The organism is Stenotrophomonas maltophilia group sp. Smal32, assembly GCF_030237085.1.
Lineage (GTDB): Bacteria > Pseudomonadota > Gammaproteobacteria > Xanthomonadales > Xanthomonadaceae > Stenotrophomonas > Stenotrophomonas maltophilia_Q.
In genome coordinates this window covers 53,548-59,957 of the sequence record NZ_JASJSI010000015.1, presented here as the reverse complement: position 1 = coordinate 59,957, position 6,410 = coordinate 53,548, and the positions used below count along the sequence as shown (strand labels likewise).

At 68.9% G+C, this 6,410-nt stretch carries 4 protein-coding genes; 1 reads left to right on the top strand and 3 read right to left on the bottom strand.

Annotation, left to right across the window (positions count from 1 at the left end; translation table 11 throughout):
- Nucleotides 1–259: 259 nt before the first annotated feature.
- Complete coding sequence (rnt, locus tag QRO91_RS05835; RefSeq protein ID WP_005408782.1) at nt 260–844, top strand: ribonuclease T; 585 nt, start codon at nt 260–262, stop codon at nt 842–844.
- 141 nt (nt 845–985) lie between these two features.
- Here rnt and QRO91_RS05830 read toward each other — a convergent pair whose 3' ends face one another.
- From QRO91_RS05830 to QRO91_RS05820, 3 genes are all read right to left on the bottom strand, one after another.
- Nucleotides 986–4,012: a ligand-binding sensor domain-containing diguanylate cyclase gene (locus tag QRO91_RS05830; RefSeq protein ID WP_049428725.1), complete on the bottom strand. Its 3,027-nt coding sequence runs from the start codon at nt 4,010–4,012 to the stop codon at nt 986–988.
- Between the two features lie 177 nt (nt 4,013–4,189).
- A complete protein-coding gene (locus QRO91_RS05825) occupies nt 4,190–5,599 on the bottom strand; it encodes an ATP-binding protein (RefSeq protein WP_049428723.1) in 1,410 nt (469 codons plus the stop codon).
- Nucleotides 5,600–5,605: 6 nt separating this feature from the next.
- Nucleotides 5,606–6,334, bottom strand: coding sequence for a response regulator (locus tag QRO91_RS05820; protein ID WP_005408779.1), 729 nt, complete (start codon nt 6,332–6,334; stop codon nt 5,606–5,608).
- Between the last annotated feature and the right edge of the window lie 76 nt (nt 6,335–6,410).

The following is a 6,410-nucleotide window of genomic DNA, read 5'->3' as shown; positions in this document are numbered from 1 at the left end:
CCCCGCGCCCCGATAGGGAGATGAGGCGCGAGGGGGGGCCCCCCCCCCCCACCCAACCAGGGGACCCACCCCACTCAGGCGGGCGCGGGGGGGGGCGGGGTGGGTGGCCGGGGGGCCCCCCCCACGCCCGCGCAGGGAACGCATGCACCGAAGGCTGGCCGGGCGCTCAGGGTCGCTCTGCTAGAATTCACGGATGAATGACCCCACCCCCGCACCTGCCGCCGCCTCCGATTCCGCAGTCCCCCAGGCGCAGCGCGCGATGTCACAACGCTTCCGCGGCTTCCTGCCGGTAGTGGTGGACGTGGAAACCGGCGGCTTCGACAGCCAGCGCAACGCCTTGCTGGAAATCGCCGCGGTGCCGATCGAGATGGACGAGAACGGCCTGCTCTACCCCGGCCAGACCGCCAGTGCTCACGTGGTGCCAGCCGAGGGCCTGGAAATCGACCCGAAGTCGCTGGAAGTGACCGGCATCATCCTCGACCACCCGTTCCGGCTGGCCAAGGAAGAGAAGGCCGCACTGGACCACATCTTCACCCCGGTACGCGCGGCGATGAAGAAGTACGGCTGCCAGCGCGCGATCCTGGTCGGCCACAACGCGCATTTCGACCTGGGCTTCGTCAACGCCGCGGTGGCCCGGACCGGCCACAAGCGGAATCCGTTCCATCCGTTCAGCGTGTTCGACACCGTCACCCTGGCCGGCATCGCCTACGGGCAGACCGTGCTGGCGCGTGCCGCCACGGCTGCCGGGCTGGGCTGGGATGCCAACGAAGCGCACAGCGCGGTGTATGACACCGAACAGACCGCGCGATTGTTCTGCACCATCGCCAACGCCTGGCCGCGGTAAGACAGCCAACGGCGGCGCCCCTCGTGGTGGGGTGAGGCATCCCGGTTGAGGCCGGGCAGGGTGGGCGCCACGGAAAGATCAGAAAAAACGAAGTCAGAAGCAGCGGGTCGCGCGGCAGATCCACGCCATGCGCGGATGAATTCAGCCGATGCTCGTGCGATCGCGGCCGTCGCTCTTGGCGCGGTACAGCGCGCGGTCTGCGCGCTGGTACAGCAGCGCCGGGGTGCGGTCATCGGCATCCAGTTCCACCAGGCCTGCACTGAAGGTCACGCGCAGGCCCGCTACACCGGCCCAGTCGGGGTGGTCATGGAACAGGCCACGCAGGCGCGCGCACAGCTGCGCGGCTTCTTCCAGGCGGGTGTCGTTGAGCAGCAGCGCGAACTCCTCGCCACCGGTACGCGCGGGCAGGTCCGAGTCGCGGCAGGCCGCGGCGATCAGCCTTGCCACCTGCACCAGCACAGCATCGCCAATGCTGTGGCTGTGCCGGTCGTTGACGTCCTTGAAGTGGTCGATGTCCAGCACCACCAGGCACAGCGGGTGGCCGCTGCGCTGTGAACGGGCGAAATCGCGCGCCAGCGTTTCGTCGAAGGCACGGCGATTGGCCAGCCCGGTCAGCGCATCCTCGCGCGCCTGACGCTCGAAAGCCTCGGCCTGCCGTGCAAGGCGCTCGGCCAGCTCGGTCTTTTCCTGGTTCAGTGCCTGCAGGTGCACGGTCTTGGCCTGCAGGTCGAAGGTTGCCTCGTCCACGCGCCGTGCCAGGCGCAGGTTGCTGGCCTTCAGCTGCTGCAGCAGCAGGCGGTACAGCACAACCAGCCCGGCCAGCAGCAGCAGCCCGCCCAGCACCTGCACGCTGCGGCGCTGCCACCAGAACGGCTCCACCGTGAAGCTCCACACGGCTTCCTGCTGGCCCCAGGCCCCGCCCGGATGCGCCGCCGACACGTGCAGGGTGTAGTCACCTGGAGGCAGGCCGACGAACTCGACGCTGCGCTGTGGGCCGCGCTCGACCCAGCCGGTGTCCAGGCCATCGAGCCGCGTGCGATAGCGGATCCGGTCCGACATCAGGTAACTCAGGCCCACATAGCTCACCGCCAGACGTCGGCCACCGGGAATGTAGTTGCGATCCGGGCCCTCCCAATGCACGGGGGCGCCATCCACCTGCACGCTCTCGATCGCTGCCGGCGGTGAAGGACGCTCACGGAAACGCTGCAGGCGCTGCGGGTCGACGGTGCTCAGTCCACCGGCGGTGACCACCCAGAACGTGCCGTCCTGGCGCAGGATCGCCGAGGGTCCGGAGCTGCCGTTGGCCTGTGCGTTGGCCATGCCGTCGATCTCGTTGTAGCGCTCCACCACTACCCGCGGTGCGCGGCCATCGGCCACGGCGTTGAGGGTGGCCATGTCGGTACGCAGCACGCCACGGTTGCTGCTGATCCACACATTGCCCAGGCGGTCCGGCACCAGCTGGAACACTGCATCCACCGGCATGCCCTGCTCCAGGCCGACGCGTGCCAGTTTTCCGTCGCGCCAGCGGTACAGGCCGCGGTCGCTGCTGACCCACATCGCATCGCCCAGCTGATGGAAGCCGAACACACTGCGGCCCCCGCCCATCGGTGCCAGGTCGATCGACTGCACGTGGTCGCCACGCAGCACGCGGATGCCCTCGATGGTGCCGATCCACAGATTGCCTTGGTGATCATGCTCGAGTGCGGTGATCAGGCCACTGGGCATGCCCACAACGTTTGATACCTGCACGCGGTCGCCGTCGATGCGGACTACGCCCTTCTGCGTGCCTGCCCAGACCACGCCCTGCGGGTCCACGCTGATCGCGCGGATGTTGCCGCCCGGCATGCCATCGGCGGCGGCATAGTTGTGCCGCAGCCGGCCATCGCGGCCAAGACGGTAGACACCATCGCCAAACGTTCCGACCCACAGGTCACCGTCCGGGCCCTGCGCCAGGCTGAGCACCGAAGGTGCCTTGCCGCCGCGGTTGTGCAGCGGCATTGCGCGGAAGCGGCCATCGGCGGTCTGCAGATCCAGGCCACTGGCGCTGCCGACCCACAACTGGCGGTCGCGGTCCTCCAGCACCGTGCGCACATAGTCGCCACTGAGACCATCGCGCTCGGTGTAGCTGCTGAACAGGGTTTCTCGCAGGCGGTACAGGCCACCGTTGGCCCCCACCCAGATGCTGCCTTCGGCATCCTCGCGCAGGCTGACAACGCGCCCGCCCGGCAGGTTCAGGCCGGCCGGCAACCGCTCCAGCCCATGCGCCGAGATCCGCAGCAGGCCCTGGTTCTCGGTTCCCAGCCACAGGTCGCCGTGCCGGTCCTGCAGCATCGAGGTCATGTGCAGCTGTCCCGGCAGCCGGTGCACCAGCACCAGCTGATCGTCCTCCACGCGGTACAGGCGCTCGCCGGCGACGATCCACAGCGCGCCATCCGGCGCCCGGTACGGCCATGACAGGCCCGTGCCGGCACCCAGGCCCCACGCCGCGGGTGCGCGCTTGAGCACGCCGTCGTTGTCGCGCAGCACCAGCCCGTCCAGCGTGCCAACCCAGACCCGGTCCTGCGCATCGACCACCAGCTTGGTGAAGCTCATCGCCATCGGCAGGTCGGCCGCCGGTGCCTGGTAGACGATGCCCTTGTCCGGCGTCAGATAGCCGATGCCCTTGCCTTCGTACAGCAACCACAGGCGCCCCTGGCTGTCCATCTGCATGGACTGGATCAGCACCTGCGGGGTGTCGGCCTGATGCTCCCAGACCCGCCACTGGCCGTCGTTGCCGCGATGGCTGACATTACCGCGCGAATCACTGATCCACAGCCCACCCTGCCGATCCACCAGCAGTGCGCCGATGCCGTTGTCGCGCAGCCCCGGGCGGGTGCTGCGGTCGAACACGGTGAAATCCAGGCCGTTGTAGCGCACCAGGCCTTCCCAGGTGGCAAACCACAGATGCCCCTCGGGGGTCTGCGCGATATCGCGCAGCGAGTTGTGCGGCAGGCCATTGCGCGAGGTCCACACATCGATGGCGTAGTCGCGCAGGGTCGGTGCTCCCTCCTGCGCGGCCAGCGGCAGCGCCAGGACAAGCAACAGCCACAGCAGGCCGCGCTGCAGCGCCTGCCTGGCTTTCGAAACGCGGCGCTCCACCCAGCACCCGTTGTCCCCTGGCCTGCCCATCAGCTCGGCGGCAGTGGCCGGTGGCGGCTGCAGGGCATGGCAGCAAGCGGGAACGACCGGGCAACGCGGAACAGCGTGCCGGCAGGAACAGGCTGACTCATCGGGGAGAAACTGGGGAGATGCGCAGATGATAGGCCAAACCCTGGCCCCGGCGTCATCACCGTGCGGCCGGCAGGCTCAGCCGGCCCGGCCTGGCGGCACCACCTGTGCACTGGCCGGCCACTGCACTACCGCCTCCAGCCCGCCTTCGGCGCGGTTGCGCAGCCACAGCCGCGCGCCATCCTTTTCGGCCAGGGCGCGGGCGATGGTCAAGCCCAGACCGGCGCCGCCGGTTTCGCGCGAACGCGAGGTCTCCACCCGCACGAACGGATCGAACACGGCTTCCAGCTGATCCTCGGCCAGGCCCGGGCCATCGTCGGACACCATCGCCGTGATCGCGCCGCCGCTGCGCTCCACCCGCACGCGCACGCGGTGGGCATACATCACGGCGTTGTCCACCAGGTTGGAGAACAGCCGGTGCATGGCCAGCGGGCGCAGCATCAGCACCGCACCGGTGCCACCTTCGAAGACCACGTCGGCACCGCCCTCGGCGGCGTCTTCCACGATGCTTTCCAGTAACGAATCCAGATCCAGCGCGGCGCGCTGCTCGGCGCTCTCTGCGCTGCGGGCCAGCTCCAGGCCTTCGCGCACCAGTGCCTGCATCGCCGCCAGATCGCCGATCAGGCGTTCGCGCAGCACCTCGTCGCTGACGTTCTCCAGGCGCAGGCGCAGGCGGGTCAACGGGGTCTGCAGGTCGTGGGTAATCGCCGCCAGCATCTGCGTGCGTTCGGCCAGGTGCCGCTGCAGGCGGTGCTGCATGGCATTGAAGGCCTCGGCGGCGCGCTGCACCTCGCGCGGTCCGCGCAATGGCAGTGGATCGCGCTGCAGATCGTCGCCGAGATCCTCGGCGGCGGCCGCCAGCTCCTGCAGCGGCGCGCTGGCCATGCGCGCGACGATGTAGGCCAGCACGGCGATGGCCAGCACCAGCAGGGTCAGGAACCACGGGTCCACGGCCAGAATGCCGTTGTGGGCCACCGCCGGCGAATCCAGCGCCAGCTTCAGCAGCGTACCGTCGTTGAGCGTCACGTCGACCGCGCGGCACTTGGGCGGAATGAAGGCCGGATCGCGCTCACGCGGATGCCGCCGGTGCCCGGGCGGAGGCGGCGGCAGCAGATCCTGCAGCTTGGGAATGCAGGAACGGAACGAAGTGAAGTGCACGTGCGCGCGCGACACCGGGCCGGGCCGGTCATCCAGGACTTCCATCAGTGCGGTATCCGCCCGCCCCAGGCGCGCGCCGGGCTGCAGCGCACGCACGCTGGGCCCACCGACCTCAAGCAGGCGCTCACGCAGTTCGGGATTGCCATCGAGCAGGTTGACGTAGCCCTGCAGGCGGTCGGCAATGCGGTTCAGGTTCTGCCGCTCGAACTCCTGCTGGCGTTTGGACGTAGCCAGCATGGTCGCGCCGATCGCAGCCACGCTCATGCCCAGCAGCAGGATGACGAACAACCGCCCGACCATCGAGGACAGGAAATGGCGCAGGCGCTTCATGGCGGCTTATTCCAGGTTCACCGAGGAGGCCAGTACGTAGCCTTCGTTGCGCACAGTCTTGATCAGGCCATCCGGGCCACCATCATCGCCCAGCTTGTTGCGCAGGCGGCTGACCTGCAGATCGATCGCGCGGTCCTGCGCCTCATAGTTGCGGCCACTGCTGAGCGCGACCAGCTGCTCGCGCGACAGCACCTTGTTGGCATGCGCGATGAACACCCGCAGCAGGCGGAACTCGGCGCCGGACAGCACCACCACGCGATCGTCCGGGTCCACCAGGTGGCGATGCTCCAGATCGAACACCCAGCGCGAGAAGCGGGCGCGGCGCACCGCCAGGGGCTCGAGATTGGCCGGCAGCGCCTCGGTCCGGCGCAGCACGTTGCGGATGCGCGCCAGCAGCTCGCGCGGTTCGAACGGCTTGGCCAGATAGTCGTCGGCGCCCATTTCCAGGCCCAGCACGCGGTCGATCGGCTCGGCGCGCGCGGTCAGCATGATCACCGGCGTGTTCGATCGTGCGCGCAGGTCGCGGCACAGGGTCAGGCCATCCTCGCGCGGCAGGTTGAGGTCGAGCACGATCAGATCCACGTGCTCGCGGTCCAGCAGCTGGCGCATGGCAGTGCCATCGGCGGCGGTGCTCACCTGGTAACCGGCACGGCCGAGCTGCTCGGCCAACAGGGTGCGGATGTCGTTGTCGTCGTCGACGATCAGCAGTCGATGCATCGTGTTTTCAGTCTCCATGGCGCGATCATCCCGTGTCGGCAGCTGAACCGCATCCGGGGCAATGCGTACCAGTGTATCCAGCCGGGGGCGGGAT

What these genes read in the sequence shown, in the direction of transcription:
- rnt (WP_005408782.1), top strand. Translation starts at nt 260, where the DNA reads ATGTCACAACGCTTCCGCGGCTTCCTGCCGGTAGTGGTGGACGTGGAA.
- QRO91_RS05830 (WP_049428725.1), bottom strand. Translation starts at nt 4,012, where the DNA reads ATGGGCAGGCCAGGGGACAACGGGTGCTGGGTGGAGCGCCGCGTTTCG.
- QRO91_RS05825 (WP_049428723.1), bottom strand. Translation starts at nt 5,599, where the DNA reads ATGAAGCGCCTGCGCCATTTCCTGTCCTCGATGGTCGGGCGGTTGTTC.
- QRO91_RS05820 (WP_005408779.1), bottom strand. Translation starts at nt 6,334, where the DNA reads ATGGAGACTGAAAACACGATGCATCGACTGCTGATCGTCGACGACGAC.